Source organism: Pseudomonas urmiensis (genome assembly GCF_014268815.2).
Taxonomy (GTDB): domain Bacteria; phylum Pseudomonadota; class Gammaproteobacteria; order Pseudomonadales; family Pseudomonadaceae; genus Aquipseudomonas; species Aquipseudomonas urmiensis.
This window is the reverse complement of the sequence record NZ_JABWRE020000001.1, coordinates 3,372,978-3,398,558: the sequence shown is the minus strand read 5'-3', so window position 1 is coordinate 3,398,558 and position 25,581 is coordinate 3,372,978. Positions and strand designations below refer to the sequence as shown.

The following is a 25,581-nucleotide window of genomic DNA, read 5'->3' as shown; positions in this document are numbered from 1 at the left end:
TTGATAGTGGTTGGCGCGCGGCGCGGCAAGGTTTACCGGTGTGGCGAATGCCGGGCGATCCACGCGGATGATCGGGAGCTACAGGGACAATCACTGGCAACGATGGTAGCTCAACCGTTGGCCTAATGATGCTGCCCCTGGCAGCGGTCGCCTGACTAGACTCAGGCTCGACTTCAATTTTTGTTGCAGGAGCGAGCGATGAGCATGACCTTTTCCGGCCAGGTCGCCCTGGTCACCGGGGGCGCGGCGGGTATCGGCCGGGCGACGGCACTGGCCTTCGCTGCCGAGGGGCTGAAGGTGGTAGTGGCCGACCGCGATGCGCTGGGTGGTGAGGCCACCGTGAGCTTGATTCGTGAGGCAGGGGGCGAGGCGCTGTTCCTGCCCTGCGATGTGACTCAGGACCGCGATGTGCGCCAACTGCACCAAGGCGTTATCGACGCCTATGGCCGTCTCGACTATGCCTTCAACAACGCCGGCATCGAGATCGAGAAGGGCCGCTTGGCCGAGGGCAGCGAGGCAGAGTTCGACGCGATCATGGGCGTCAACGTCAAGGGCGTGTGGTTGTGCATGAAGTACCAGCTGCCGTTGCTGCTGGCCCAGGGCGGTGGGGCGATCGTCAATACCGCGTCGGTGGCAGGCCTGTCGGCCGCGCCGAAGATGAGCATCTACGCCGCCTCCAAGCATGCAGTCATCGGCCTGACCAAGTCGGCGGCCATCGAGTATGCCAAGAAGGGCATTCGGGTTAACGCGGTTTGCCCGGCGGTGATCGACACCGATATGTTCCGCCGCGCCTATGAAGCCGACCCGCGCAAGGCCGAGTTCGCGGCCGCAATGCACCCGGTTGGGCGGATTGGCAAGGTCGAGGAAATTGCCAGTGCCGTGCTGTATCTGTGCAGTGACGGTGCGGCGTTCACCACCGGCCACTCGCTGACCGTAGACGGTGGTGCCTTGGCTATCTGAGGGGGTTATCCCGCGTTTGGCACTGTCCCTTTGAGGAAGATCTCGCGGCGCTCCAGGCGCCCGATATCTTCATGCTTGGCGATGGCAAACACCCGGTCGAACGCGGGCCGGTCGATGGCCGGGAAGTACCGCTCAAGCGCCTGGTCCACGCAGGCGTCGAAGTCTGCTTCGGTGATGTAGCGATAGATTTCCCGCAAGTACAGGAAGCCGAACTGAAAGCCAAGGGTTTCGCTAAAAAACGCCGTCGGCACGCAGAAGCTGTTTTCCAGGTCGATGGCCAACGGTTGGCGGGTGTCGTCTCGCGGCAGCATGACATTGGCGGCCCACAGATCCATGTGGCTGATCCCCCGCTGGTGTAGGTCGTGCAGCAGTTCAAATGCCGCTCCGATTACGCTGTGCACTGCGCTCGGGTCGTTGCGAACCTTGCTCAAACCATCATCATGGGCATCCAGTAGTTCGGTGATCAGGTACAGGTCCTGCACCAAGCCAAGCTTGGAGCGGCTGTAACCAAAGCCGACCAGTCCAGCTACCCGCGCGCCACGTCGGGTGGCTTCGCGGGTGTTGATCAGTTCCTCGATTGTCCAGTCGTAGAGCCCCTTACTCCTTGGATTGCCGCGCTGCACCCGCCATTTCTTTTTCAGCGAATCGAGTTGCTCACGCTTGGTGAACAACCCACTTTCGCTGCAGGCCAGTGGTGCGCTGACGCGTTTGGCGCTAGGCGCCTGTTCGATCAGTTGCTTGAGCGCGCAGCGGGTCTTGGCTGCCAAGGGCGACTGAAAATGTAGCGTGGTATGGCTGTGGCTTAGTACATGGGGGTACTCGCTGCGCCAGGTGGGGGAATTGGGGTGCACGCTACATCCTTGGTAGTGTCAAAGTGCTATTGCTTGCTTTCAGTTATCTTACATTTTTTCACAAAATTCCTACAAATCTTTCATCTAATTCCGATCATCAACAGGCGGCTTCAACACGTTGTTTGCGCGCGCTGAGGTGAAGCATCGCCGCAACGATCAAGCAGCCTGTGAGCAGCACTGCGCCAAATGCTATCAGCGCCACTCGCGCCCCCAGCGCATCACTGAGCAACCCGGTAAAAATCACTGGCAGGCTGAACCCCATGTACGCAAGAAGGAAGAACCCGGCACTGGCCCGGGTCTTTTCGCTGCCGGCCAATTGGTTCACCGCCGCCAACCCGCCGAGGTAGATGAAGCCATAGCAAGCGCTGCTCGCGGCCACCGCGCCGAGCAGCACTGCGAGCAGTGCGCCGCTGTCCGCGCCCCAGGCCAACAGGGTATAACTGCAAGGCAAGACGGCCAGCCCCAGCAGGGTCGCTTGGGCACTCGGCAAGCGCCGGGCCATGGGCTGGAACAGCAGGCCGCAGCTGATCACGCAGAAGGTGGAAAAGCCTGACCAGGCGCTCAAGCCATGCTGACGCAGAATCCCTGGCAGCAGGGCGATCACCAGGCCGACGCAGGCCCAGGCCAGGAGGATGGCGAAGCCATAGGCGAGGCTGCCGGCCGGGTAGCAGGGCAAGCGCAGCATGGCTGTGCGCTGTGCCGGGCGTGGATCCGGCAAGCGCCACACCAAAACGATGGCGATGAACGCCAGCAGCAGTTGCAGATGGAAGCTACCTGGGGTCAGGCTCGGTCCGGCTAGGAGGAACAGGCTGGTCAAGGCCGCGCCCAGGCCAAAGCCCAGCGAGGTGCTGGCAGTGACCCAGTTGGCGGCGCGGCTGCTGTCGCTGCCGGCCATCAACTCGCCCATGTAGGCGGTAGCCGTGGCTGAGGCAAGGCCGGTGCCCAGACCGAGGAACAGGCGCGCGACGCCGAGGGTTTCCAGACTAGGGGCCAGCAGCATCAGCAGCGTGGCGAGCATCGACAGGCCTAGGGCGGCGAGGATCAGTGGCCGCCGGCCGACCCGATCCGCCAGGCCGCCCAGGGCCAGGAGTATCGGCAGCACGCCGAGTACATAGCCGGAGAATGCCACTGCAGTGGCGGCGGCGCCGCGGCCGGAGAGGTCGGCGTAGGTGATGTAGAGCGGCGCTTGCAGGTTCACCGCGAGGGTGATGATGCACAGGGCGAAGGCCAGCAGGGCGGGGGCGTGGCGATTGGGCATTTCGGGGTGGTCCGTTGGTCTGTGGGTGTTTGTGCCTGCTCTATCGCGGGGCAAGCCCGCTCCCACGGGCGTCGATCACAGAAGCCTCGTGGGAGCGGGCTTGCCCCGCGATAGAGCCGGCACTGGCCACACTGATGCCCAGCCGCTCCACCAACAAGACACACCCCCAGCCCATTTATGCTTAACTGTTCGCACAAAATCCGCGAACACTTGCCATGAACCTGCAGCTTGATCGCCTCAGCCCCACCCCCCTGGTCCAACAACTCACCGACCAGCTCCAGGCCTGGATCGAGCACCAGCGCCTGCGCCCCGGCGCGCGCTTACCCTCGATTCGCGCCCTGGCACGAACCCATCAGGTCAGCCCGTCGTGCGTGATCGAGGCTTACGATCGACTGGTCGCCAGTGGCTGGTTAGAAGCGCGCCACGGCACCGGCTTCTTCGTTGCCGAGCGCAAGCCGGGCCTGGAAGCAGCCGACGCTGAACACTGGGGAGAGGCGCTGGTGGGTAGTTGGCGCCAGTTCCGCGAAGGCCACGACGAGCTGCTCAAGCTCGGCTGCGGCTGGTTACCCAACGCGTGGCGCGCGGCTGAGGAATTGGCCCAGGCCATTCGCCAGGTCAGCCGTGGCAACCCTGCGGACTTGTTCGACTACAGCCCGCCGTTGGGCCTGAGCAGCCTGCGCCAGCAGTTGCACAAGCGGCTGGCGCGGCTGGATATTGCGGCGGGTGCCGAACGCATCCTCACCACCCAAGGCGCCAGCCATGGCCTCGATCTGCTGGTGCGCACCCTGCTGCGCCCAGGCGATACGGTACTGGTGGAGAACCCCGGTTACTACAATCTGTACAACCTGCTAAGTGCCCATCAAGTACGCATGCTGCCGGTTCCGCGTACCGTCCATGGCCCTGACTTGCAGGCACTGGAGCAGCTGTTGGTCGAGCATCGCCCGCGCTGCCTGTTCATCAACAGCCTGTACCACAATCCGACCGGCACCAGTCTGACGCCGAAGGCCGCCTACCGCCTGCTGGAATTGGCCCGCGAGCGAGACGTGCGGATCATCGAGGACGATATCTACGCCGATTTCCAGGAAGGTCCGGCCACCCGCCTGGCTACCCTCGACAGCGAGCAGCGGGTGATCTACCTGGCCAGTTTCTCCAAGACCCTCAGCAGTTCGCTGCGAGTCGGCTACCTGGTGGCCGACGAGGACCTGATTGCACGCTTGGCCGAGCTGAAAATGGTCAGTGGTATCGGCAACTCGCGCTTCGCCGAGCAGGTGGTGGCGCAGATGCTCGCCAATGGCAGCTATCGCAAGAGCGTGCAGCGTTTGCGCGTGCGTCTGGGGCAGCACATGGCCAAGTTGCTCGGCCAGCTTGAAGGCTATGGCTGGCAGGTGTTCTGTGAGCCGTACGGTGGGATGTTCGTCTGGGCGCGGGTGCCAGGCCGCGACTTCGCCAGCCTTGAGCGGCTGGCACTGGAACATGCGGTGCTGCTCACGCCGGGCAGCGCCTTTGATGTTCAGGGGGCTGCCAGTGACTGGTTGCGGATCAATGTCGCCTACGGGCAGGACCAACGTGCCCAAGCCTTCCTTCAGCATGCAGGGCGACCTTCAGCGGCCTGAAAACGACACGCTCATAGCTATTTGACACCATTCTGGCGCCAAGGACTTGTGAGCATCCTCTCGCCATTGTCACTCTTACCCTTCAGAAAGCCTGACAGGGCGAGGGGGAATCGGCGATGGCAGTGACCAAGCACGGCGTTCTGGCCAATCTCGGCATGGCTCGCAAGCTCGGCTTGGGCTTTGCTTTAGTCCTGTTGCTGACCCTGGCGGTGGCGGCGATTGGCGTGTTTGCGCTGTACAGCGTCGGTCAGCGCTTTGATGGCTTACGCCAGATGACCCAGTTCAATACCGACCTGCTGCGCTTGCGCCAGCTCGAACAGGGCTTTGCGTTGCGCTCCGACAGCGAGGACGCCGAAGCGTTGCGCACTGGCCTGCAAGGGCTGATCGAACGTGCCCGGGGAGTCGCGCAATTGAGCGCGAGCGAGGCTGACTTGACCGCCTATGGCCAGGCCTTCGACACCTTCGTTGAAGCTGTACAGGCCAAGGAGCTGGCGCTGGACATGGCCAGTTGGTCGGTCTCAAGCGTGGCCAATAACCTCGATGTACTGCAGGCGGGGTTGGCTGACGATGGCAGCTACACCCTCAAGCAGTCCCAGGGCCAGCAAGGCGGTGAGTTTCTCGAACAGGCCGCGCAGGTGGCCCAGGTGTCGCGACTGATGTTGCAGGCGATGGACGAGGCGCGGGTGCGACTGGAGCAGGGGCGCAAGGGCGAGGAGGCGGTCAACCAGGGGCGGATCGCCCAGACCGTCGAGGCGGCCAGCCTGGTCGAGCAGCTCAAGACCTCGGTCAGCGACAGTGGTTACCAGAGTGTATTGGGCGAGGTCGCCGGGCATATCGCCAGCTTCGGCCAAAAGCTCAACGAATACACCGATCTGCTGGCCCAAGAGCAGGGCCTCAAGGCGCAGTTGCAGGCGCGCGCCGACCAGGTCACCGCCAGGGTCGATCAGGCCTACAGCAATCAACAACAGGCCATGCAGGGCGAGCTCAAACGCAACGCCCTGGCGATTGTTCTGGCCACTGCGCTGGCGCTGCTGGCTGGGGTGGTGGCGGCGTGGCTGATCACCCGTGCTGTAGTCGGCCCGCTCAAGCGGGTGATCACCCGTGCCCAACGGATTGCCGCCGGTGACTTAGGTATGCAGGCCGAAGCGCCGCGGGGCGATGAAGTCGGCCAGCTGTTGCAGGCCATGCAGCAGATGGCGGCGGGCCTGTCCGGCATGGTCAGTGGTCTGCAGCAGGGCATCGAGCAGTTGGCTGGCAGCGCTCAGTCGCTGTCGAGCGTGACCGAGCAGACCAACCGCGAGGTCGGCAGCCAGAAAGAAGAAACCGAGCAAGTTGCCACCGCCATGCAGCAGATGACCGCCACCGTGCACGACGTGGCCCGCAATGCCGAAGAAGCCGCCCAGGCCGCGCAGGCTGCCGATGACAAGGTCGAATCCGGCCAGCAGGTGGTGCGCCAGAGCATGCAGCGCATCGAGCAGTTGGCGGCGGCGGCAGAGACCGCCAGCGCCGGCATCGAGAGCCTGAGTGCAGAGATTCATACCATTGGCGATGTGCTTGAAGTGATCAAGAGCGTCGCCGAGCAGACCAACCTGCTGGCGCTCAATGCGGCGATCGAAGCAGCGCGGGCCGGGGAGCAAGGGCGTGGTTTTGCCGTGGTCGCCGATGAGGTGCGGGCTTTGGCCAGGAGGACCCGGCAATCGACCGAGGAAATCGAGCGTTTGGTCGCAAGCTTGCGTGGCAACGCCCAGCAGTCGGTGGCGCAGATTCGCGGCAGTACCGAACTGGTGCGCTTGGCGGTGGCGGATGCGCTGCATACCGAAACCGCACTGGGGAGCATTGCCACGGCGGTGTCATTGATCCAGCAGATGAACCAGCAGATTGCCGCCGCGGCCGAGCAGCAGAGTTCGGTCGCCGAGGAGATCAGCCGCAGCGTCACACAGATTCGCGGCAGTGCCGATCAGGCTGCGCTGGCGATGCGCGACAATGCCCAGTCGAGTGTGCAACTGGCGCAGTTGGGGGATGAGTTGAAGGGGATGGTCGGGCATTTCAGGCTCTGAGCAGAGCCTGAGTATCGTGTCGGCAGATCGGGCCTCATCGCAGCCTTGCAGGAGCGAGCTTGTCCCGCGATGAGGCCCGTTCAGCCATCGACATTTCAAGCCCTGCGCGGATTGAGGATCAGCAAGGTAATCACCCCCGCCACGATCCCCCAGAACGCCGAGCCAATCGAAAACAAGGTAAAGCCCGACGCCGTCACCATGAAGGTAATCAGCGCCGCCTCGCGCTCGCGCGCCTCACTCATGGCCACGCTCAAGCCATTCATGATCGAACCGAACAGCGCCAACGCCGCAATCGACAGCACCAGCTCCTTGGGCAGGGCGGCAAACAGTGCGGCCAAGGTCGCGCCGAACACGCCGGCGATGCCATAGAAGATCCCGCACCACACCGCTGCGGTATATCGCTTGCTCGGGTCTTCATGGGCGTGCGGCCCGGTGCAGATCGCCGCGCTGATCGCCGCCAGGTTCACCCCGTGCGAGCCAAACGGTGCCAGCAGCAACGAAGCAAAACCGGTCGCCGAGATCAGCGGCGAGGCCGGCACCTGGTAACCATCGGCGCGCAATACCGCCACCCCCGGCATGTTCTGCGAGGTCATCGCTACCACGAACAATGGGATGCCAATGCTGATGGTCGCTGCCAGCGAGAAGCTCGGCGTGGTCCACACCGGCTTGGCCACTTCCAGGTTGAAGCCGCTGAAATCCAGCAGGCCCAACGCGCCAGACAGCGCCGTACCCACTATCAACGCGGCCAGCACGCAATAGCGCGGTGACAGGCGCTTGACCAGCAGGTAACTGAAGAACATGCCCAGGACCAGCAAGGTCCGGTGCTGCGCGGCAACGAAAATCTCACTGCCGATCTTGAACAGGATCCCAGCCAGCAGTGCCGATGCCAGTGATGCTGGAATCCGTTTGACCAGGCGCTCGAAGCTGCCCGTCAGGCCGCAGATCAGCACCAGTACGGCGCAGGTGATATACGCGCCGATCGCTTCGCCGTAGCTGACGCCGCCTAAGCTGGTGATCAGCAGCGCCGCTCCCGGCGTCGACCAGGCCACGGTGATCGGCGTGCGATAGCGCAGCGACAGGCCAATGCTGCAGATCGCCATGCCGATCGACAGCGCCCAGATCCATGAGGAGATCTGCGCTGTGGTCAATCCGGCCGCCTGGCCGGCCTGGAACATCAATACCAGCGAGCTGGTGTAGCCGGTGAGCATGGCGATGAAGCCGGCGACCACCGCCGACGGGGAGCTGTCTGCCAATGGGCGCAGGCGCGCTGAAGTGGCATCGGTCATGGTGCAATCCTTGTACTTGTAAGCAGTTTTTTCAGACTAACGCGGCAAGCGTTGATCCTTGCCATACAGCGACCATTGCATTTAGCCGTACAGTCGCCAACTATTGGGCCTATATCGGCAACTGCATTGAAGGGGAGGGGCGATGTACAAGGTCTATGGGGACTACCAGTCGGGCAACTGCTACAAGATCAAGCTGATGCTGCATTTGCTCGATCGTCCGTATCAATGGCATCCGGTGGACATTCTCAAGGGTGAGACCGAGACGCCGGAGTTTCTCGCCATGAACCCCAATGGCAAGGTGCCGGTGCTGGAGCTCGAAGATGGCAGTTATCTTTGGGAGTCCAACGCGATTCTCAACTTCTTGGCTGACGGCAGCGAGTTTTTGCCCAGCGAGCCGCGTCTGCGTACCCAGGTGTTGCAGTGGCAGTTTTTCGAGCAGTACAGCCATGAGCCGTACATTGCGGTGGCGCGCTTCATCCAGTTTTATCTGGGCTTGCCACAGGAGCGGCTCGAGGAATACAAGGGGCTGCACAAGGGCGGCTACAAAGCGCTGCGGGTGATGGAAAAGCAGCTGCAGATGACGCCGTATCTGGTCGGGCAGCAGTATTCGATTGCCGATGTGGCGTTGTATGCCTATACCCATGTGGCGCACCAGGGTGGATTTGATCTGGGCGCATACCCTGCGGTGCAGGCGTGGTTGGCGCGGGTGGCTTCGCATCCGCGGCATGTGCCGATGGGCGAGTAACGCTATCGCGGGGCAAGCCCGCTCCCACGTGTGTAGCTGCATTGGCGCAAGTCGGGCGAGAGCTGGCTGCGTGGGAGCGGGCTTGCCCCGCGATGAGGCCGGCACCGCCCCCAAAAAATCAAACGCCGGCGAAACGCTTGTCCAGATAGGCAATGATCTCCTTGGACTCATACATCCAGGTCACTTGGCCTTGTTCCTCGATGCGCAAGCACGGCACCTTCACCCGGCCGCCACCTTCAAGCAGGGCCTGGCGGTGTTGCGGGTCGTTCTTGGCATCACGCAGCGCCACCGGCACATTCAGCCGATGCAGGTTGCGTCGGGTCTTGACGCAGAACGGGCAGGCGTGGAACTGGTACAGCGCCAGGCCCTTGGCCTGTTGCTCGACCAGCGCCTGGGCCGCCGGGTCACGCTTTTGCTTGGCCGGGCGGCTGATCCAGTCGCCGAACACGATAAGCTGGCCGAGGCCGACCCGCAGGGCTTTGACGATCATGGGCAACTCCTGAACAAATAAAAAGCCGACCCTGAGGGCCGGCTTGGGATCACGCGCCGATCACTTGATCAGGCTGAGGAACTCGCTGCGAGTCGCGGCGTTTTCGCGGAACTGGCCGAGCATCACCGAAGTGATCATGGTCGAGTTCTGCTTCTCGACACCGCGCATCATCATGCACATGTGCTTGGCTTCGATGACCACCGCAACGCCGGCAGCGCCAGTGACCTGCTCGATGGCTTCGGCAACCTGGCGGCTCAGGTTTTCCTGGATCTGCAGGCGGCGGGCGAACATGTCGACGATCCGCGCAACCTTGGACAGGCCCAGTACTTTGCCTTGTGGCAGGTAGGCCACATGAGCCTTGCCGATGAACGGCAGCATGTGGTGCTCGCACATCGAGTAGAGCTCGATGTCCCGGACCAGCACCATCTCGCTGTTGTCGGAGCTGAACAGCGCGCCGTTGGTGACCTCTTCCAGGGTCTGTTCATAACCGCGGCAAAGGTACTTCATGGCCTTTGCGGCCCGCTTGGGCGTGTCCAGCAAGCCCTCACGGGAGACGTCCTCGCCAAGTTGGCTGAGGATCTCGGTGTAGTTCTGTTCCAGGGACATGTATCTACCTGTAGGGAATAAACGCAAAAAAGAAGGGTACGGCGGCAAGGGCGGCGCTGCAAGCGCGGCGTTATTCGTCGCGCCCGTCGAGCATGGTCCGTTTGAGTATCACGTACACCGCGCCGGTGCCGCCGTGGCGCGCCTGGCAGGAGGTGAAGCCCAGTACTTGCGGGTGCTGGCGCAGCCAGGTGTTGACGTGGCTCTTGATCATCGGCCGCTTGCCATCCAGCCGCGCTGCCTTGCCATGGGTGACCCGCACGCAACGCACTTCCAGCTTGGTCGCCTCGGCGAGAAACGCCCAGAGGATCTCGCGGGCCTTCTCCACGCTCATGCCGTGCAAGTCGATGCTGCCTTCGAAAGGGATCTGACCGAGCTTGAGCTTGCGGATCTGGCCTTCCTGCACGCCGTCGCGACGCCACATCAGCTCGTCTTCGGCGCCCACGTCGATGACGAACTGATCGGACATGCCATCGACCACCAAAGGTTGGTCGCTGCGCACCGTAGCCGACTGGCGCAGGCCGGCCAGCTGCTTGCGGTCAGCCTTGGGTTTGCCGACCTCGGCACGATCGTGCTTGATCGGCTTGACGCCGCGCACTTCGGCATGGAACAGGGAAAAATCGTCGTCTTGCATGCAGGCCTCCACGTGGGCGGCGTAGTTTACGCGAGTGCGCGCCTGCGTACACCTGTGCTGGCCCCATCGCGGGACAAGCCCGCTCCCACGAGTTATGTGCAGCGCTATGGCGCCATCACGTGGGCTTGCCCCGACCGACATCCCACTCAGTCGTACTCTTTCATCAGATGCGGTGGCCATTACGTGGGAGCGGGCTTGCCCCGCGATGAGGCCAGCACTGACAGCCAACTCAGTCGTGCTTCTTCATCAAATGCGGCGACAGGTTCAACTCCCTCCCACGACGCAGGCGAATCCGACTACGGCGCCAGAAACGCACGCCCATCCACAGCAACAACAACCCCACCGCCAGCAGGATGCCCGACAGCGGCCGATTGGCATTGAGTTCGGCAAGCGCGGGGTAATTGCCCAGCAGACCGGCAAAACCGGCCATCGCCAGGAGTATGCCGAGCGTCGCCAGCAGGGCAGACAGCCCGGCAGCCAGGCGTGCGCCCCAGTTACGCGGTTCGCGCGGGCGCAGGCGCTTGGCGTCGAAACTGCCTTTGAGCTTCATTCCGATTTCCTCTATGGGTATCCGGAGTTCGACCTGCCCGTGGCTATCAGGTTCCGCCCGTCTGCCGGGCGGTCATGCGCTCAGACCAGGCTGGCGGTTGGGGCGACGCAGGCGAAGTTGTCGGCCATCACGGCCATTTCGCACTGGTGGATCTGCGCGGCAGGAATCACGCCATCCTTGAACGCCAGGTCGCGGGTTGCCGAAGCATCCTCGACCAGCGTGCAACGATAACCATAGTCCTTGGCGCGGCGCACGGTGGTGCTGACGCTGGAGTGGCTCATGAAGCCGCAGACGATCAGGTCCAGGTGGCCTTTGTCCTGCAGGGTTTCGTGCAGCTTGGTGTTCTTGAAGGCGTTGGGCATGCGCTTTTCGATGATGATTTCATCACCACGCGGCTCAAGGCCTTCGATGAATTCGCCGCGCGGGCCCTGTGGGTCGAACAGGCCGCCAACGGTACCTAGGTGACGGACGTGGATGATCGGGCGACCGGCTTTACGCGCGGCGTCGAGCAACCTGGCGATGTTGGCCACGGCCTCGTCCATGCCCGACAGCGCCAGGGGACCGCTGAGGTACTCCTTCTGCGCATCGATGATGATCAGGCTGGCGTTGCCCAGCTTGGCCGGCGGGTAGTCGCGGCCACTGAGGCGGAACATCGTGGTTGGAACGGACATCAAGGGCTCCTTCAGTAGGGCTTTTGTGCGCCTATTCTCCCTTGCTTGGCCGCTAATGGGAATGGTTGACATCGTAACCTGCGTGTTTACTGGCCTGGGGCTACTTGTTGGGGATTGGGTGGAACATTTCAGCGGGTGGGCCTGTTAGACTTTTGTCCTGTCTGAAAAGGAGTACCCCGTGATCACATCCCGCCTGCGCACCCTGCGCGACTACATCCGCTGGGCAGTCAGCCGCTTCCACGAGCATGAGCTGTTCTTCGGCCACGGTGCCGACAACGCCTGGGACGAGGCCCGCCTGCTGGTGCTGGGCGCCGTGCACCTGCCATGGGAGGTGGCCGACAGCTACCTGGATTGCCAGCTCGAGGATGACGAGCGAGTGCGTCTGCAGCATCTGCTCAAGCGCCGCATCGAAGAGCGCGTGCCCACCGCCTACCTGCTCGGCGAGGCCTGGTTTTGCGGTATGTCGTTCCTGGTCGATGAGCGTGTGCTGGTGCCGCGTTCGCCGATTGGCGAGCTGATCGAAAAACGTTTCGAGCCGTGGCTGGCGCAAGAGCCGGCCCGCATTCTTGACCTGTGCACGGGCTCCGGCTGCATCGGTATCGTTGCCGCCGAGGTGTTCCCTGAGGCGCAAGTGGTATTGGCCGATTTGTCGTTCGACGCGCTGGAAGTGGCCAACCAGAACATCGAACGCCATGGTCTGGATGAGCGGGTGTTCACCGTGCAGGGCGATGGCTTCGCTGGGTTGCCGGGGCAGCGCTTCGACTTGATCCTGTCCAACCCGCCGTATGTCGATGCCGAAGATTTTGCCGACATGCCGGCCGAATACCAGCATGAGCCGGAGCTGGGTTTGGCGTGCGGTAACGATGGCCTGGACCTGGTACGGCGGATGTTGGCCGAGGCGGCTGATCACCTGACCGAGAAAGGCTTGCTGATCGTCGAGGTGGGCAACAGCCAGGTGCATGTCGAGACGCTGTACCCGGAAGTCGATTTTGCCTGGCTGGAGTTCGAGCGCGGCGGCCATGGGGTGTTCATGTTGACGGCTGAGCAGTGCCGCCAGCATCAGGAGCTGTTCAGCTCGCGCGTCTGAAGCCAATGGGCCTGTGGGAGCGGGCTTGTCCCGCGATAGCGTTAGACCAGGCGACATCTATCGCATTGGCCATCGCTATCGCGGGACAAGCCCGCTCCCACCAGTGCGACCGCGAAGGGGCGCAAGCCGCCTAGCGGGTAGCGATCCAGATCAACAGCCCCGCCTGGAACACCGCAAACGCCACCAGGCAGGTAATGGTAAAGCGCAGCCCGCTGTCTTCACGGCGGTACTTGGCCACCCGCTCATCGCGCTCGCGCAGTTGCGCTTCTTTTTCCTGCAACGTCTGCTCGGCCTGTTGCAGCATGCCGGCCGATTCCAGCGTATCGATCCTTTGGACCTTCTCGGCGTTCCAGCCGCCTTTGAGCTGACCGACCGCCACCTCCACGGTGCGCCCCTTGAGCACCTGGCCGTCGGTGTACTCCACCTCTACACCGATACTGCGCAAGACATGGTCGCGGCGCAGGCGGGTGTCTTCGTTGAGCGCATCCTTGTTCGGCAGGGTCATGCCTTCAACGCGGTAGTGCGACCAGTTGGCCTGCAACCACTGCACTGCCTGGCCCAGCAGGTAACGGCCCAAACCACGGTTGAGCGGTTCTATTTGCAGCCCGGCTTCAGCGCCAATGCTGACCAGGCGCTGGCCGTGATCGACACGGATATCCAGCTGGTTCTGCTCTTTTCGCACTTTCTGCCCGGGCAAGCGGATTTCCATGCGTAGCAGGCTGTGCTCCTTGCTGTGCCGCTCGACATAGCCGAACTGCACGAAGCGCAGCGGCCGGGCGCCACTGTTGCGGTCGGTGGGCAACGGCGCCAGGCGCAGCAGCTGGAAATGTTCAGCGGCCACATCCGCCCAGGGCAGCGGGGCGCTCTCCGGGGCTTGCGGCTCTTCGGTCGCCTCAGCGGCGGGGGCATCGGTCATCACGGGCTTCCTCACATGCACGATGGCCGGATATCGCAGGATTTCCCCCGCAATAACCGGCCCAATGCCTGCTTATCGGCAGCAGCGGTCAGTACTGTAGGGGCGCGCCCTACGCCTGCGGCAATTGGCGAATGAAAGCGACGATCCGTTGGCCCAGTTCGCGCGCCAGCGGCAGCTCAGGATTCTGATAGCTCTCACGCTGGCCGCTCATGGCGCGCGGACTGATACGCAGCATGTGGTTCATGCCATCGATCAGCGCCAGCTGGGCATCGGGCTTGGCCGCCTGCAAGCGCTCGGCATCGGCCACGTCCACTTGCACATCGTTGCGCCCCTGGATGATCAGGGCAGGCACTTGGAGCTGGCCGAAGGCGCCGGCCGGATCCTGGCGCAGCAACGAGATCAGGTAGGGCTGCACCGAAGGGCGGAACACTTCGCGCAGTGCTGGCGGCACATCCAGGCTGGTCTGGCCGGCTTGCAGGCGGTCGATCAAGGCGTTGCCGCGCGCCAGTTGCGCCGCTGGCAGGCGTTGCGCCAGTTGCTCGCGCAGCACCTGCGCCACTGGCCGGCCGCTGCCGGCGACAGTGATGACGGCGCTGGCGCCGGCTTGTTCGGCGGCCAGGGTGGCGATCAGCGCACCTTCACTGTGGCCGAGCAAAATCAATGGGCCAAAACGCGGATCGGCCTGAAGTTTGCGGCTCCAGGCCACGGTGTCTGCAACGTAGCGCTCGACGCTCAGTTCGCGCTCGTCCGGGGTTGCCGGCTGGCTGGCGGCAACCCCGCGTTTGTCGAAGCGCACACTAGCGATGTGCTCGCCGGCCAGCAGCAAGGCCAGTCGCTTGAGGTTGTCGATTCGCCCGCCGGCAGGGTTGTTGCCGTCGCGGTCGGTTGGACCGGAGCCGGCGATGATCAATACCACTGGCGGCGGGGTGTCCTGCTGGGGCAATAGCAGGCTGCCGTGCAGCACGCCCTGGCCGGTGTCCAAGTCGATCGGACGTTGCAGGACGGTGGGGGCGGCAGCATTGGCGAAGGTGGTGCAGAACAGCAGCAACAAGGCGGCGAAGCGCAGCATCATGGGGTACTTCATGAGGAGATGAGGGTTGGACCTGGAGGCCTGATGAAGGTTCTGCCAGTGCTGTGATCGGCTCGGGTCAATTGCGGCCTCTTCGCGGGCAAGCTCGCGACTACGGGGCTTTCGCTGTCCATGTAGGTGCGGGGTTGCTCCGCGATAGCGCCAGAAAGGGCAACAAAAGCCCCCTGATTTTTTTCGCAAGCCAGCGGCTTTCCGTATACTGGCCGCCTCATCCAAACTTCAGGCTGATTCGCGGAGCGTCCATGTCCGGCAATACCTACGGCAAGCTGTTCACTGTCACCACCGCTGGCGAAAGCCATGGCCCGGCGTTGGTCGCCATTGTCGATGGGTGCCCGCCTGGCCTGGAGATTTCCCTGGCCGATCTGCAGCACGACCTCGACCGGCGCAAGCCCGGCACCAGCCGGCACACCACCCAGCGTCAGGAACCGGACGAAGTCGAGATCCTTTCCGGGGTGTTCGAAGGCCGTACCACGGGCTGCTCGATTGGCCTGCTGATCCGCAATACCGACCAGAAATCCAAGGACTACTCGGCAATCAAGGACCTGTTCCGCCCAGCCCACGCCGACTACACCTACCACCACAAGTACGGCCTGCGCGACTACCGTGGCGGTGGTCGCAGCTCGGCGCGGGAAACCGCCATGCGCGTCGCTGCCGGTGCCATCGCCAAGAAGTACCTGGCCAGCCAAGGCATCACCGTACGTGGCTACATGAGCCAGCTGGGCCCCATCGAAATCCCGTTCAAGACGTGGGACTCGGTCGAAGACAATGCCTTCTTCAGCCCGGACCCGGCCAAGGTGCCAGAGCTTGAGGCCTACATGGACCAACTGCGCCGTGACCAGGATTCGGTCGGGGCCAAGATCACTGTGGTGGCCGAGGGCGTCATGCCGGGCCTGGGCGAGCCGATCTTCGATCGCCTGGATGCCGAGCTTGCCCACGCGCTGATGAGCATCAACGCGGTCAAGGGCGTGGAAATCGGCGCCGGTTTCGCCAGTGTCGCCCAGCGTGGCACCGAGCACCGTGATGAGCTGACCCTGCAAGGCTTCCTCAGCAACAATGCGGGCGGCATTCTCGGTGGTATTTCCTCCGGCCAGCCAATCGTTGCCCATCTGGCACTCAAGCCCACGTCGAGCATCACCACCCCGGGTCGTTCGATCGATGTCGATGGCAACCCGGTCGAAGTGATTACCAAGGGCCGCCATGATCCCTGCGTAGGCATCCGCGCCACGCCGATTGCCGAGGCGATGATGGCCATCGTGCTGATGGATCACCTGCTGCGCCATCGTGCACAGAATGCCGATGTGCGGGTCAATACTCCCGTTTTGGGCCAGCTTTAATCAGCGTTGATCGGCGCAGGCCCTATCGCGGGGCAAGCCAACGCCTACACGGTCTTTGTAGGCGCTGGCTCGCCTGCGATAGGGCCGCAAAGCAGCCCCCAATGATCACCACAAAGCGCACTGCCCCATGACGCCAATTCCCTACTGGCGCCTGTCCAGTTTCTACCTGTTCTACTTCGCCCTGCTCGGCTCCACCGCGCCGTTCCTGGCGTTGTACTTCGATCACCTCGGCTTCTCCCCGGCGCGCATTGGCGAGCTGGTCGCCATCCCCATGCTGATGCGTTGCCTCGCCCCCAACCTGTGGGGCTGGCTGGGAGATCGCAGCGGCCAGCGCCTGCTGATCGTGCGCCTGGGCGCGTTGTCGACCCTGGCGACGTTCTCGCTGATCTTCTTCGGTAAAAGCTACGCCTGGCTGGCGCTGGTGATGGCCCTGCATGCGTTCTTCTGGCATGCGGTACTGCCGCAATTCGAGGTGATTACCCTGGCCCACCTGCATGGCCAGACCTCACGCTACAGCCAGGTGCGGCTGTGGGGCTCGATTGGCTTCATCCTCACCGTGGTGGGCCTGGGCCGGCTGTTCGAATGGTTGAGCCTGGATATCTACCCGGTGGCGCTGGTCACCATCATGGCCGGTATCTTCCTCGCCAGCCTGTGGGTGCCCAATGCCCAGCCGGTGGAACATGCCGAGCGTAGCGGGGCAGGGGGCTTTCTGCGCCAGCTGCTGGCGCCTGGGGTGATTGCGTTCTATCTGTGCGTGGCGCTGATGCAGCTAAGCCACGGGCCGTACTACACCTTCCTTACCCTGCACCTGGAACACCTGGGCTACAGCCGCGGCAGTATCGGCTTGCTGTGGGCGCTAGGGGTGGTAGCGGAGGTCTTGATGTTCATGGCCATGAGCCGGATCTTCGCGCGCTTTTCGGTGCGCCGGGTGCTGCTGCTCAGCTTTGTCCTGGCGGGGCTGCGCTGGCTGCTGTTGGGTAATCTGGCCGAAGTCCCGGCCGCGCTGATCTTCGCCCAGCTGTTGCATGCCGCAACCTTTGGCTGTTTCCACGCCGCCTCGATCGCCTTCGTCCAATCCAGCTTCGGCGCACGCCAGCAAGGTCAGGGCCAGGCGCTGTACGCGGCGTTGTCGGGCACAGGCGGCGCGTTAGGCGCCTTGTATTCGGGCTACAGCTGGAAATTGCTGGGCCCACACTTCACCTTTGGTATGGCCAGCGTCGCAGCCTTTGCCGCAGCCGTTATCATTGCAACTCGAATGACCGATAGCAGGAACAGCCCCTGATGAGCATCCTCAGCGTTTTTCACCCGTCAAGCCCGGGCCTTCCCAACAAGTTGCTGACCCACCATGACGACATTGTCGCGACCCTCGCCGAGCAGGGCGTGCGCTTCATGCATCAACCGCATGAGCTGCGGGTTCGCCCTGGGACGGGTCAGGACGAAGTGCTCGACGCCTGCCGTGAGCCATTGGATCGGCTGATGACCGAGCATGGCTGTGCGGCCTATGCGTTGCTCAACCGTGATGGCGTGGATGCGGCGCAGGTCGATCTGCGTAACGAGCATGTGCATGGCGGCGATGAGGTGTTCGCGGTGATCAGCGGGCGGGCTCAGGTCACCCTGCGGGTGGGTGAGTATGTGTATGCCGTGCTGTGCGAGAAGGGCGATGTGCTCATTGTGCCGGCCCAGGTTCGGCGTTGGATTGACCTGGGGGATACGCCGTTTTGTCTGGCGCTGCGGTTGTTCCGCGATGAGCAGGCGAAGGCTCCGCGGTTTACCGGTGATGCGGCTGCGCTGGAGTTTGCGGGTATCGACGAATTCTGAGGTTTAGCACTCCGGCCCTATCGCGGGGCAAGCCCGCTCCCACGTAATCAGCTTCAGCTGGAAACTACGTGGGAGCCATCGCGGGGCAAGCCTGCTCCCACGTAATCAGCTTCAGCTGGAAACTACGTGGGAGCTTTCGCGGGGCAAGCCCGCTCCCACGTAATCAGCTTCAGCAGGAAACTACGTGGGAGCCCTCGCGGGGCAAGCCCGCTCCCACGTAATCAGCTTCAGCAGGAGACTACGTGGGAGCCTTCGCGGGGCAAGCCCGCTCCCACGTAATCAGCTTCAGCAGGAAACTACGTGGGAGCCCTCGCGGGGCAAGCCTGCTCCCACGTAATCAGCTTCAGCAGGAAACTACGTGGGAGCGGGCTTGCCCCGCGATAGCAGTGGTACTGACACTCAGCGGTAAGTCGGCAGCGCAAACCGCTGCTGGCTCTGCAGCATCGAGATCACTGGCAGCTCACTGGCCTGTTCCGCCAGGTCACGGCGAATCGCGCTGATCGCCCACGACAGCTGCTCGGCACTGTGCAGTTGGCCGTAAGTCAGTACCCGGCGGGTGACCACGCCATCAGCGGCACGCAGGGTCAGCAGGATGCCGCCGTCCGGGCGGGCCTGGGTAGCGACCTGGTAGGCGGAAAACACCGAGGCGAACTTTTGCTGAATGAGGTCCATATCAACTCCTGACTGTTGTGTTGGCAGACGTGAGTTGATCGTTGCAGTGACCGTGCCAGTCTTCGTTATCTATTAAATTCCTTTAAAATCAGTGACTTAAAGGATATTGAAAAGGAGGTCTTCGTGCATAGTGCATGGTCGTGCATTTTGCACAGTGCATTTTGCAAGGCCATAGAGCCAGCCTCTGGGCCCAATAGAATCTGAACCTTTGACCCCTCAGGGGTGCCTGACAAAGACTTGGGCTCTAAATTTTGCCAGGAGGTTCAGAATGTCCGACCAACAGCCCGCCACCATGAACGACGACGAAGCCGCAGCCTTTGCCGAAGAGGTGTTCGAGCGCGCTCGCCGCGGTGATGCCCCGATGCTGGGGCGTTTGCTCGCCAGCGGCCTGCCGGCCAATCTGCGCAACCACAAGGGCGATACCCTGCTGATGCTTGCCAGCTACCATGGCCATCATGATGCCGTGCAGGTGCTGTTGAGCCATGGCGCCGATCCGTTGATGGCTAACGACAACGGCCAGTTGCCCATCGCTGGCGCCGCGTTCAAGGGCGATCTGGCGATGATTCGCCTGCTGCTCGAGCACGGCGTACCGGTGGATGCCGCCGCCGCCGATGGGCGTACAGCGTTGATGCTGGCGGCGATGTTCAATCGCAGCGAAATTGTCGACTACCTGCTGGCCCAGGGCGCCGACCCTGCGCGTCAGGATGCCCGGGGCGCCAATGCCCTTGCCGCCGCCCAAACCATGGGCGCGGTCGACACCGCTGCGCGCTTGCAGGCGCTGGTCGGCTAACCCTCAGGGGGCGTTTGCAGCTATCCTTGGTGACTTTTTCACCATTGCAGAGCCCCCTCATGAAAGACCAATTGCGCGAATTCATCAGCCTCGTCGGCGCCGGTTGCATGCCCGATGACGAGATCGAGCGCATTGCCGACGAGGCCGCTCAGGCCTACGCCGACCCCGCCGCGTTTCTGGCCGCCAACCCGGATATCAACTACGACGACACCTTCCCGATCCCGCTGGGTGAGTGGATCGTGCTCGGTAGCCTGCCGGATACCGTGCTGTTCCAGGCCGACAGCTATCAGGAGTTGTTCCAGAACATCACTGATTCGTTCGACAAGAGCGTGCCGTTCAACCTCAAGCCCAAGCAGCTGGCGAAAACCGAGCCATTGACCGCACTCAACCGCATTCAGGTGCAGATGGGCGCGCTGAACAAGGAAGCCGGTGGTTATGTGCTGCTCAACTTCAGCCAGTTGCTCGATGACGAGTTGCAGATGGTGATGGTCGGTCAGAATGACCTGGCGCGGGTGCTGGAGTTGGGCGCTGAGGTGGGGATCGCCGTGGAACCGGCGTTGGAGGCCTTGAAGGTCGCTGTGCACAACTGACAGTGGTTGTCGCCAGTGCGGCCTCATCGCGGGGCCAATCGCAGCGATGAGGTCGGCACTGGCAACCCATCAGCCCAACGCCGTATCCAGAAACATCATCACCCCAAAGCCCCCCATCAACCCCAGCGTCGCCGCTGTCTGATGGCCATTACGGTGGGTTTCGGGGATCACCTCGTGCGACACCACAAAGATCATCGCCCCCGCAGCCAGGCCCATGCTGATCGGGTAGGCGAGGGCAAAGCCGGTGGAAATCCCCAGGCCGATCACGGCCCCCAAAGGCTCCATCAGCCCTGAGCCTATCGCCACCAGCGCCGCTTTGAGATTCGACAGCCCCGTCGCCCGCAGAGCCAGGGCCACTGCCAAGCCCTCAGGAATGTCCTGGATCGCGATGGCGCTGGTCAACGGCAAGCCAATGGTCATGTCGCCATTGGTAAAGCTCACGCCAATCGCCATGCCTTCGGGCAGGTTGTGCAAGGTGATCGCCAGCACGAACAGCCACACCCGGCTGATCCGCTCCGCCTCAGGGCCACAAGGGCCGGTGCTTTCGTGTTCGTGTGGGGTAAACCGGTCCAGGCCAAGCATCAACAGCACGCCCAGGCCCATCCCCAGGACCACGGTGAACGCTGCGGCCGGGCCGTTGCCGGTGATCTCGCGGGCCGCATCGAGGCCGGGCAGAATCAACGAAAACGAGCTCGCCGCGAGCATCATCCCCGCGGCAAAGCCAAGCATCACGTCCTGGCTGCGCGCGCTGACATCACGTAGTACCACCGCCAGCACTGCGCCCAGCGCGGTAGCGCCAAAACCTGCCAACCCGCCGAGCAGTGCCAGGTGCAGGTTGTCTGAGTGATCACCGTTGACGGCATTCCACATGCTGGCCAGCAGCAGGATAACAATCGCGAGCAAGCTCACACCCAGGCCGGCACTGAGCCAGGGAGCATTCAGGGCTTGTTGCCGCCAGGCGCTCAGCATCGAGGCTGGGGCGGCGCTTTGAGTGTTGGCAGGTGGCATGCGGACCTCAATGACAATGAATGAAATCAGTCTAACCAGTGACCTGCGCCGCTGCCCAAGGATTCCCTTCTATCGGCGTGATAGACGCTATGCTCAGCCGCACACGGATTTTTTCAGGAGCGAAGGCATGGGCTCGACATTCAATGGCCTGGTAGGCCTGATCATACTGGCGTTGGACATTTGGGCGATTGTGAATGTTCTGAAAAGTGGTGCCGAAGTGGGCATCAAGGTGCTGTGGATCTTGCTGATTCTGTTGTTGCCGGTCATTGGCCTGATCATTTGGGCGATTGCTGGCCCCAGAGGCAATATCCGCCTCTGAGCGCCCCGCCAGCAGGGGCATTGCGAGTTGGCGTGGGAGCGGGATTGCCCCGCGGTAGGGGCAATCTCGCGCCGTCTGTCGGCGTTCGTGACAAAATTTTCACACTGGATTAACCAGAATCCGCGCCGCACAATGCTGCGTTAGTCCAACGCCACGCTTGATGGCAGGGCTCTGTGGCGATGTCGCCTTCCCGCAAACCCGCAATCCTAGGATCTCCCCATTCATGGCTAACACGGATGCCTTGAAACAACGGGCCGTGCCGGTCCCGTTCGCGCCGACCCTCAAATCGCACCTGGCTTATACCTTGCTGTGCGGCCTGGTGATCATGCTGATGCTCAGCCTGGTGCGCCTGGGGCTGCTGGTCTACAACAGCGACATGATCGGCGACACCCCTTATTCCACCGTGGCCGAGGGCTTCCTCAACGGCTTGCGTTTCGACCTGCGGGTGGTGGTGTACATCAGCATTCCGCTGCTGCTGGCGGTGCTCAGCCCTTGGGCGATGGCTCGGCGTGGCTTCTTCCGCCTGTGGCTGACCCTGGCCGCCAGTACGGTGATGTTCCTCGGCCTGATGGAGATGGACTTCTACCGCGAGTTCCATCAGCGCTTGAACGGCCTGGTGTTCCAGTACATCAAGGAAGACCCCAAGACCGTCATGAGCATGCTCTGGTACGGCTTCCCGGTGGTCCGCTACATACTGGCCTGGCTGGTCGGCACCTGGTTGCTGAGCCTGCTGTTCAAGGGCATCGATCGCCTGACCCGTGGCAGCAGCGCAAGCGCAAGCGTCAGCCCACGTGCGCCGGTTGCCTGGTACGGCCGCCTGGCGGTGTTCATGGTCATCCTGCTGGTGGCGGTGATCGCCGCGCGTGGCACCCTGCGCCAGGGCCCGCCAATGCGCTGGGGTGATGCCTTCACCACCGACTCCAACTTCGTCAACCAGTTGGGCCTGAACGGCACCTTGACCCTGATCGACGCTGCCCACAGCCGCTTTGGCGAAGACCGCAGCAATATCTGGAAGGCCACCCTCGACCCAGTGGTCGCCCAGGAGGCGGTACGCAACCTGCTGCTGACCCCTAACGATACCCTGGTCGATACCGATGAAGCGGCCGTACGCCGTGACTTCGTGCCGCCTGCCGAGCGCACCCTGCCGGTCAAGAACGTGGTGGTGATCCTCATGGAGAGCTTCGCCGGTCACTCGGTGGGCGCCCTGGGTAGCCCGAACAACATCACTCCGTACTTCGACAAGCTGGCCAAGGAGGGTCTGCTGTTCGACCGCTTCTTCTCCAACGGCACCCATACCCACCAGGGCATGTTCGCCACCATGGCGTGCTTCCCGAACCTGCCAGGCTTCGAGTACCTGATGCAAACGCCAGAGGGCGGCCACAAGCTGTCCGGCCTGCCAGCGCTGCTCAGTGCCCGTGACTACGACGACGTCTATGTCTATAACGGCGACTTTGCCTGGGACAACCAGTCTGGTTTCTTCGGCAACCAGGGCATGACCACCTTCATCGGCCGCAATGACTTCGTCAACCCGGTGTTCTCCGACCCGACCTGGGGCGTGTCCGACCAGGACATGTTCGACCGCGGCGCCGAAGAGCTGGCCAAGAACTACGGCAAGAAACCGTTCTACGCGCTGCTGCAGACGCTTTCCAACCACACCCCGTACGCGCTGCCTAAAGACCTGCCGGTGGAGCCGGTGACCGGCCAGGGCCGTCTGGATGAGCACTTGACCGCCATGCGCTACTCCGACTGGGCCCTGGGCCAGTTCTTTGAGAAGGCGCGCAAGGAGCCGTACTTCAAGGAGACCCTGTTCGTCATCGTTGGCGACCACGGCTTTGGCAACAGCCAACAGGTCACCGAATTGGACCTGGGCCGCTTCAACGTGCCGCTGCTGCTGATCGCTCCGGGGATCCAGGAGAAATTCGGCGCCGTTGACCACACCGTGGGCACCCAGGTCGACATCGTGCCGACCATCATGGGCCGTCTCGGTGGCCAGACCCGTCACCAGTGCTGGGGGCGCGACCTGCTCAACCTGCCTGAAGGTGATCCGGGGGTGGGCATCATCAAGCCATCGGGCAGCGAGCAGATCGTCGGCCTAATCAAGGGTGATCACATCCTGATCGAGTCCAAGGACATGAGCCCGCGCCTGTACCGCTACCAACTGGGCCGCGAGTTCAAGGCCGAGCTGGTTGAAAGCGAGGATCAGCCGCACATGCTGAAAAACCTCGAGGCTTACATCCAGACTGCGACCAAGAGCCTGCTGGATAACACGGCAGGTGTAATCCACGGCACGCCGAAGTAATTCGGGTTTGCTGTAAACGAGGCTCGCCGGGTGACCGGCGGGCCTTTTTCATGCTCGCTCGGCAGCCATGCTGAACAATGTCCTTATGCAGGGGTCAAGCTAGAACGGATGTCACTCATTGCTGTATCGAGGAGGGCTATTCAATGAAAGAGTGGGAAGTCATCTTTGCCGACCAGAAAGGCGAAACCACCACGCTGCTGCTGACTGCCGAGCAGCGTCCCAGTGACGAGGATGCGGCGCGGGCTATCCGCTCGCACCTGTTTCCAGTGATGGACGAACTGGACCTCAACGACTTCCAAGACCGCAGCCAATCCCCCACCGCACGCTGGCTCAAGGAGCAAAGCGGCGTGTCGATCACCGATATCCGCGAATTGCCGTAAAACGGCGCCGCTCTGGCGTAGTGCTCTGAGAGGCACTACGCTGGGTGAACACGTCGGTCTTTTCTGCGGGCCGGGGTGGGTTTCATTCGCGTCTTGCATCAGCTCGATCTGTCCGGCATCGCCAACACGCCGGCAGGTGCGTAGTGCACGGAAAGTCTATCCATTGCTTTATTCAGGAGGACGATTCATGAGCAGCCAGAACGACGATATCAGCAGCAGTGTCCTGCGCCAGATGAAAGCTGGCGGTTTCGACTTCACCCAGATCCACCCCATCGAGTTCTACGCGGTATTTCCCAATGAAGACGGCGCGCGCCAGGCCGCCGGACAGTTTCGTGGTGAGTCACTCAATGCTCAGGTGCGTGAACGTGACGATGGTGGTTGGGATCTTGAGTTGAGCAAGATCATGTATGCCACCTACCGGGGAATCGGTGCCTTCGAGGAAGCCTTCGAGGGGGTTGTCGTGCCCCTTGGCGGTGAGGTCGAAGGGTGGGGCGTCAAGCATGAACGACAGACTGCCTGAGGTTTGAGCAGGGGGCTGCTGTGCAGCCCATCGTAGGCATTGCCATTCAAGTCGATCACAAGAGTTATTGAATCATGCCTGCACTGAAGCGTTCTCCAAACGATGCTCACAGCCCGGTGTGATGGTGGCAACACGGGCCTCTTCGCGGGCAAGCCCGCTCCTACAGGTACCCCGTTGAGTTCGAAGCCAGCGTGGTACCTGTGCGAGCGGGCTTGCCCGCGAAAGGGCCAACGGGTGCTTCAAGGCTTGCGCTTGGCCATATGGCGTAGATACGCCAGTAACGCATCCAGCTCTTGCTCACTCAGCACACTTTGCGCAAACCCCGGCATCTTCGCCTGCGGCCAATGCCGCAAGCTTTGCGGGTCGCGAATGTACTGACGCAAAAACTCGGGCTGGAAGTATTCCGTTGGATTATGCGGCAAGTTCAAATCCGGGCCGAACTGGGCGTCACCTGCGCCATTGAGGCGGTGGCAGGCCAGGCAGTTTTGCTGGAACAGGGCAAAGCCTTGTCGCGCCGGATCGCTACTGGGCAATTTGGCATCGGGTAGCAGGGCGGGAAAACGTTGCTCGACCGACTCCAACTTGCGGATCATGGCAATCTGGAACGGCCACTGTTCCGGGCGAATGCCGCTGGCCTGTGGATCGGTCCATACCAGATAGAACGGCCCCGCACTTGGCTTACCCGGTGTTAGCGCCGGCCACGGCTGGGTGGGGTCTTCAATGGCGAGCCAGGCGCGGGCCGGACCCTGTTGCAACAAAGGCGCAGCTGGCATTTCGGCGGCAAAGCCATCCAAGGCTACGGCCTGCAGGTGGTCGGCTGGCTGGATGCCTTCAAGCAACACCGCCAGGGGCACCGCGCGATAATGCATGGCGCGTTTATAGGCAACGTCCTGGGCGATATCGAGGTTGCGCGCTTGTGGATGGCTGAGCAGCTCGGCGCTGTCCCATCGGTGCGTGCCATCACCCAGCTCCAGGTTCAATTGCGCTGCGTGCAAGGGCAGGCTGAACATCAAGACGAGCAGGGCAAGGCATCGGCGCAT

General features: G+C 62.6%; 27 protein-coding genes and 1 pseudogene. 15 read left to right on the top strand and 13 right to left on the bottom strand.

From position 1 onward, the window contains the following. The first annotated feature begins 198 nt into the window (after window positions 1-198). Window positions 199-960: an SDR family oxidoreductase gene (locus HU737_RS15355; protein ID WP_186554784.1), complete on the top strand. Its 762-nt coding sequence runs from the start codon at window positions 199-201 to the stop codon at window positions 958-960. A gap of 5 nt (window positions 961-965) precedes the next feature. On the opposite strand, the gene HU737_RS15350 is transcribed toward HU737_RS15355, so the two are convergent. After that, window positions 966-1,811, bottom strand: a complete 846-nt coding sequence (locus HU737_RS15350) for a lipopolysaccharide kinase InaA family protein (RefSeq protein ID WP_186554785.1) — start codon at window positions 1,809-1,811, stop codon at window positions 966-968. Between the two features lie 97 nt (window positions 1,812-1,908). Beyond that, window positions 1,909-3,069, bottom strand: coding sequence for an MFS transporter (locus tag HU737_RS15345; RefSeq protein ID WP_186554786.1), 1,161 nt, complete (start codon window positions 3,067-3,069; stop codon window positions 1,909-1,911). A 215-nt stretch (window positions 3,070-3,284) separates the two neighbouring features. On the opposite strand from HU737_RS15345, the gene HU737_RS15340 reads away from it, so the two are divergent. The 3 genes and pseudogenes from HU737_RS15340 to HU737_RS26630 all read left to right on the top strand — a co-directional run bounded on the left by HU737_RS15340 (window position 3,285) and on the right by HU737_RS26630 (window position 6,739). After that, entirely contained in the window at window positions 3,285-4,682 is a 1,398-nt protein-coding gene (locus HU737_RS15340; protein ID WP_186554787.1) for an aminotransferase-like domain-containing protein, read from the top strand. Between the two features lie 116 nt (window positions 4,683-4,798). Further along, window positions 4,799-5,878, top strand: a pseudogene (locus HU737_RS26635) (HAMP domain-containing protein); the annotation flags it as partial. Then, window positions 5,867-6,739, top strand: a complete 873-nt coding sequence (locus HU737_RS26630; RefSeq protein ID WP_437182257.1) for a methyl-accepting chemotaxis protein — start codon at window positions 5,867-5,869, stop codon at window positions 6,737-6,739. The pseudogene HU737_RS26635 and the gene HU737_RS26630, both read left to right, overlap by 12 nt. Before the next feature lie 95 nt (window positions 6,740-6,834). Here HU737_RS26630 and HU737_RS15330 read toward each other — a convergent pair whose 3' ends face one another. Next, window positions 6,835-8,025, bottom strand: a complete 1,191-nt coding sequence (locus HU737_RS15330; protein WP_186554789.1) for a benzoate/H(+) symporter BenE family transporter — start codon at window positions 8,023-8,025, stop codon at window positions 6,835-6,837. A gap of 142 nt (window positions 8,026-8,167) precedes the next feature. Here HU737_RS15330 and HU737_RS15325 point away from each other — a divergent pair, with 142 nt between their 5' ends. Continuing rightward, a complete protein-coding gene (locus HU737_RS15325) occupies window positions 8,168-8,770 on the top strand; it encodes a glutathione S-transferase family protein (RefSeq protein WP_186554790.1) in 603 nt (200 codons plus the stop codon). A gap of 118 nt (window positions 8,771-8,888) precedes the next feature. On the opposite strand, the gene HU737_RS15320 is transcribed toward HU737_RS15325, so the two are convergent. The 5 genes from HU737_RS15320 to HU737_RS15300 form a co-directional block, all read right to left on the bottom strand. Beyond that, window positions 8,889-9,260 carry a glutaredoxin family protein gene (locus HU737_RS15320; RefSeq protein ID WP_186554791.1) on the bottom strand — a complete coding sequence of 124 codons (372 nt, stop codon included), beginning with the start codon at window positions 9,258-9,260 and terminating at the stop codon, window positions 8,889-8,891. A gap of 60 nt (window positions 9,261-9,320) precedes the next feature. Next, complete coding sequence (folE, locus tag HU737_RS15315) at window positions 9,321-9,866, bottom strand: GTP cyclohydrolase I FolE (RefSeq protein ID WP_186554792.1); 546 nt, start codon at window positions 9,864-9,866, stop codon at window positions 9,321-9,323. Between the two features lie 70 nt (window positions 9,867-9,936). After that, entirely contained in the window at window positions 9,937-10,497 is a 561-nt protein-coding gene (locus HU737_RS15310) for a Smr/MutS family protein (RefSeq protein ID WP_186554793.1), read from the bottom strand. 229 nt (window positions 10,498-10,726) lie between these two features. Further along, window positions 10,727-11,047, bottom strand: a complete 321-nt coding sequence (locus HU737_RS15305) for a hypothetical protein (RefSeq protein WP_186554794.1) — start codon at window positions 11,045-11,047, stop codon at window positions 10,727-10,729. Window positions 11,048-11,127: 80 nt separating this feature from the next. After that, a complete protein-coding gene (locus tag HU737_RS15300) occupies window positions 11,128-11,718 on the bottom strand; it encodes a cysteine hydrolase family protein (RefSeq protein ID WP_186554795.1) in 591 nt (196 codons plus the stop codon). Window positions 11,719-11,896: 178 nt separating this feature from the next. Here HU737_RS15300 and prmB point away from each other — a divergent pair, with 178 nt between their 5' ends. Beyond that, window positions 11,897-12,805 (top strand): 50S ribosomal protein L3 N(5)-glutamine methyltransferase, encoded by a 909-nt coding sequence (gene prmB, locus HU737_RS15295; RefSeq protein WP_186554796.1) that lies wholly within the window; start codon window positions 11,897-11,899, stop codon window positions 12,803-12,805. 130 nt (window positions 12,806-12,935) lie between these two features. Here prmB and HU737_RS15290 read toward each other — a convergent pair whose 3' ends face one another. Together HU737_RS15290 and HU737_RS15285 are read right to left on the bottom strand one after the other, a co-directional pair. Then, complete coding sequence (locus HU737_RS15290) at window positions 12,936-13,721, bottom strand: hypothetical protein (protein ID WP_186554797.1); 786 nt, start codon at window positions 13,719-13,721, stop codon at window positions 12,936-12,938. A gap of 109 nt (window positions 13,722-13,830) precedes the next feature. After that, on the bottom strand, window positions 13,831-14,793 hold the full coding sequence (locus HU737_RS15285; RefSeq protein WP_186554798.1) for an alpha/beta fold hydrolase: 963 nt from the start codon (window positions 14,791-14,793) through the stop codon (window positions 13,831-13,833). 260 nt (window positions 14,794-15,053) lie between these two features. Here HU737_RS15285 and aroC point away from each other — a divergent pair, with 260 nt between their 5' ends. The 3 genes from aroC to HU737_RS15270 all read left to right on the top strand — a co-directional run bounded on the left by aroC (window position 15,054) and on the right by HU737_RS15270 (window position 17,963). Beyond that, on the top strand, window positions 15,054-16,145 hold the full coding sequence (gene aroC / locus HU737_RS15280; protein ID WP_186554799.1) for a chorismate synthase: 1,092 nt from the start codon (window positions 15,054-15,056) through the stop codon (window positions 16,143-16,145). A gap of 127 nt (window positions 16,146-16,272) precedes the next feature. Next, window positions 16,273-17,427, top strand: coding sequence for an MFS transporter (locus tag HU737_RS15275; RefSeq protein WP_186554800.1), 1,155 nt, complete (start codon window positions 16,273-16,275; stop codon window positions 17,425-17,427). Then, window positions 17,427-17,963 (top strand): oxidase, encoded by a 537-nt coding sequence (locus HU737_RS15270; protein WP_186554801.1) that lies wholly within the window; start codon window positions 17,427-17,429, stop codon window positions 17,961-17,963. The genes HU737_RS15275 and HU737_RS15270 overlap by 1 nt, the downstream gene beginning before the upstream one ends. Before the next feature lie 399 nt (window positions 17,964-18,362). Here HU737_RS15270 and HU737_RS15265 read toward each other — a convergent pair whose 3' ends face one another. Next, window positions 18,363-18,635 carry a DUF3509 domain-containing protein gene (locus tag HU737_RS15265; RefSeq protein ID WP_186554802.1) on the bottom strand — a complete coding sequence of 91 codons (273 nt, stop codon included), beginning with the start codon at window positions 18,633-18,635 and terminating at the stop codon, window positions 18,363-18,365. Window positions 18,636-18,903: 268 nt separating this feature from the next. Here HU737_RS15265 and HU737_RS15260 point away from each other — a divergent pair, with 268 nt between their 5' ends. Further along, on the top strand, window positions 18,904-19,425 hold the full coding sequence (locus tag HU737_RS15260) for an ankyrin repeat domain-containing protein (RefSeq protein ID WP_186554803.1): 522 nt from the start codon (window positions 18,904-18,906) through the stop codon (window positions 19,423-19,425). A gap of 59 nt (window positions 19,426-19,484) precedes the next feature. Next, window positions 19,485-20,015, top strand: coding sequence for a hypothetical protein (locus HU737_RS15255; RefSeq protein WP_186554804.1), 531 nt, complete (start codon window positions 19,485-19,487; stop codon window positions 20,013-20,015). A gap of 69 nt (window positions 20,016-20,084) precedes the next feature. Here HU737_RS15255 and HU737_RS15250 read toward each other — a convergent pair whose 3' ends face one another. Continuing rightward, window positions 20,085-21,023 carry a ZIP family metal transporter gene (locus tag HU737_RS15250; protein WP_186554805.1) on the bottom strand — a complete coding sequence of 313 codons (939 nt, stop codon included), beginning with the start codon at window positions 21,021-21,023 and terminating at the stop codon, window positions 20,085-20,087. A gap of 127 nt (window positions 21,024-21,150) precedes the next feature. Between HU737_RS15250 and HU737_RS15245 the strand changes: the two genes are divergently transcribed. From HU737_RS15245 to HU737_RS15230, 4 genes are all read left to right on the top strand, one after another. Further along, complete coding sequence (locus HU737_RS15245) at window positions 21,151-21,342, top strand: PLDc N-terminal domain-containing protein (RefSeq protein WP_186554818.1); 192 nt, start codon at window positions 21,151-21,153, stop codon at window positions 21,340-21,342. A gap of 223 nt (window positions 21,343-21,565) precedes the next feature. Then, complete coding sequence (locus tag HU737_RS15240; RefSeq protein WP_186554806.1) at window positions 21,566-23,641, top strand: LTA synthase family protein; 2,076 nt, start codon at window positions 21,566-21,568, stop codon at window positions 23,639-23,641. A gap of 143 nt (window positions 23,642-23,784) precedes the next feature. Further along, window positions 23,785-24,021: a hypothetical protein gene (locus HU737_RS15235; protein ID WP_186554807.1), complete on the top strand. Its 237-nt coding sequence runs from the start codon at window positions 23,785-23,787 to the stop codon at window positions 24,019-24,021. A gap of 187 nt (window positions 24,022-24,208) precedes the next feature. Next, window positions 24,209-24,541: a ribonuclease E inhibitor RraB gene (locus HU737_RS15230; RefSeq protein ID WP_186554808.1), complete on the top strand. Its 333-nt coding sequence runs from the start codon at window positions 24,209-24,211 to the stop codon at window positions 24,539-24,541. Window positions 24,542-24,780: 239 nt separating this feature from the next. Here HU737_RS15230 and HU737_RS15225 read toward each other — a convergent pair whose 3' ends face one another. Further along, window positions 24,781-25,581, bottom strand: coding sequence for a cytochrome c (locus tag HU737_RS15225; protein WP_186554809.1), 801 nt, complete (start codon window positions 25,579-25,581; stop codon window positions 24,781-24,783).